Genomic DNA, 2286 nt, shown 5'->3' on the forward strand with positions numbered 1-2286 from the left:
TGTCCGATCACAAGCTTCTGCGCCAGTCCCATGTCGGCCCCCTTCCATGTCGTCCGGTGAATCTCGCGTACAGATTGGTATACCCGGGTGGGGTATATATCGCAAGGGTCGGTATCGAGGGCCCGTTGGCGGCGTTGATCAGCGCTTCGGCCACCACTTAGGTCCTCGGGCGGCTTGCCGGCTTGACGATGAAGCCGGTCCGCGCGTAGAGTGAATGTTCTATCTAGAATGAACGTTCAATCCACAGATCGGGCTGACGTCCCCCGATTGGTGGCCTTCGTGGCTTTCGGGCCTGACGGCGCCAGCGACATCGACGACAAGAGAGGTGACAGATGACACGCGCAGGATCTGGCAGCGACAATATTGGCGCCTGGGAGGCCGCCCGGGAAGCGCGGATCGCGCGGCGCATCAAGGATCTGTGGGCCAACGACGCACAGTTTCGCGACGCAACCCCGCTGGCGGCGATCAGCGCGGCGCTGCGGCAACCCGGCATGCGGCTTCCGGAGGTCGTGCGAATCGTCATGGAGGGCTACGCGCGGCGGCCCGCGCTCGGGCAACGCGTCATCCAATTCGTCACAGACCCGCAGACCGGCCGCACCGCACTGGAACTGTTGCCCCGATTTGAGACCATCACCTATCGCGAGGTGTGGGACCGCGCCAGCGCGGTCGCGAGCGCATTGCAAGGCGATCCGGCGCATTCGGTGCGCCCCGGTGATCGGGTCTGTCTGCTGGGCTTCGCCAGCGTCGACTACACGATTGTCGAGCTGGCGTTGGTCCAGATCGGGGCGGTGTCGGTTCCGCTGCAGATCAGCGCGCCGGTCACTCAGCTGCGGCCCATCGTGGCCGAAACCGAGCCGAGCGTGATCGCGGCGAGCATCGACTCTCTGGCCGACGCCGTCGAATTGGTGCTGAGCGGGCACACCCCGACGCGGCTGGTGGTGTTCGACTACCACCCCGAGGTGGACGACCAGCGCGAGGCATTCGACGCCGCCCGGGCGCGGTTGGCGCAAGCGAGCAGCCCGGTGATGCTGGGAACGCTGGCCGACATGCTTGAGCGCGGCAAGGCGCTGCCCGCCGCCCGGGTGATCGTTCCCGATGAGGACGACCCGTTGGCACTTCTGGTCTACACCTCAGGCAGCACCGGCGCACCGAAGGGCGCGATGTACCCGGAGCGCTTGGTCGCCGACTTGTGGCGCAACGCGACCAAGGTGGCCTGGGGCCGGCACAGCGACGAGCCGTGGATCACGCTCATCTTCATGCCGATGAGCCACCTCATGGGGCCGAGCATCCTCTACGGGACACTCGGCCACGGGGGCACAGCCTATTTCGCGGCCAAGAGCGACCTGTCGACGCTAATGGACGACCTCGCGCTGGTGCGGCCGACCCAGTTGAACTTCGTGCCGCGGATCTGGGAGATGCTCTCCCAGGAGTTCCACAGCGAACTGGATCGGCAGTTGTCCGACGGGGCGGATCGAGCGGCACTGGAAGCGCAGGTGATGGCGGAGCAGCGGCAGCACCTTCTCGGCGGGCGGTTCGTGTCGGCGATGACGGGCTCCGCCCCGATCTCGCCCGAGCTGAAGGCGTTCGTCGAGTCCTACCTCGACCTGCATCTGGCGGAAGGCTACGGCTCGACCGAGGTCGGCGTCGTCTTCGTCGACGGGCAGGTGCGACGCCCGCCGGTGACCGACTACAAGTTGGCCGATGTGCCCGATCTGGGTTACTTCCACACCGACCAGCCGCACCCCCGCGGCGAGCTGCTGGTCAAGTCGCACGACTTGTTCCATGGCTACTACAAACGGCCGGATGTCACCGCCGGGGTGTTCGACGCGGACGGCTACTACCGGACCGGAGACATCGTGGCCGAGGTCGGCCCGGATCAGTTGGCTTATGTCGACCGCCGCAACAACGTGCTCAAGCTCTCGCAGGGCGAGTTCGTGACCGTGTCAATGGTGGAGGCGGTGTTCGGCGATAGCCCGCTGGTGCGGCAGATCTACATCTACGGCAACAGCGCACGCGCCTATCTGCTGGCGGTCGTCGTGCCCACGTCGGAGGCACTGTCGCGCTGGCCTGCTGGCGAGCTGAAGCCGCTGATCAGCGACTCACTGCACAATGTCGCGAAAGCGGCCGGACTGCACTCCTATGAGATCCCACGCGACTTCATCGTGGAAACCACGCCCTTCACCACAGAGAACGGCCTGCTGACCGGCATCCGTAAGTTGGCGCGACCCAAGCTCAAGGAGCACTACGGTCCGCGTCTGGAGCAGCTGTACACCGAGCTGGCCGAGG

General features: G+C 65.8%; 1 protein-coding gene. It reads left to right on the plus strand.

Features of this window, described 5'->3' with window-relative positions; translation table 11 throughout:
• Nucleotides 1–332 precede the first annotated feature (332 nt).
• A partial coding sequence (locus tag VE759_RS11070; protein ID WP_324931748.1) for an AMP-binding protein occupies nucleotides 333–2286 on the plus strand: 1954 nt, incomplete at its 3' end.

Origin of the sequence: Mycobacterium sp., assembly GCF_035640695.1 — a bacterium.
Lineage (GTDB): Bacteria > Actinomycetota > Actinomycetes > Mycobacteriales > Mycobacteriaceae > Mycobacterium.